The sequence below is a fragment of the Burkholderia sp. SIMBA_051 genome (genome assembly GCF_046534915.1).
GTDB lineage: Bacteria > Pseudomonadota > Gammaproteobacteria > Burkholderiales > Burkholderiaceae > Burkholderia > Burkholderia ambifaria.
Map to the genome: position 1 here is coordinate 1 of NZ_JAWRXS010000215.1, position 277 is coordinate 277.

Sequence of the window (277 nt, forward strand, 5' to 3'; positions counted from 1 at the left end):
TAACTGCCCATGTTTCCAACCACTCGCGACACTTGTACCAAAGTTCCGCCCGCAGATTGATGTACTTGTCGCCTAGCGCTGGTGCTTCGCTAACGTTGACCCCGCGCACCGGGAGGCCCATTTCGCGGCCCCGGTCTACAACACCGGCACCGAGCCCGATAACGGCCACCAGTATCTCTAGCGGCCGCTCCTGATACGTGCAGTTGTCGTATAGGTGCTTGATCTTTCCTACGGTCTGCATCGTATCAAGGCCCGACCACCGTTCGATAGTGTCCCG

General features: G+C 58.5%; 1 pseudogene. It reads right to left on the bottom strand.

The features are described from left to right. Positions 1–241: pseudogene (locus SB771_RS34245) on the bottom strand (hypothetical protein); the annotation flags it as partial. Positions 242–277: the final 36 nt, after the last annotated feature.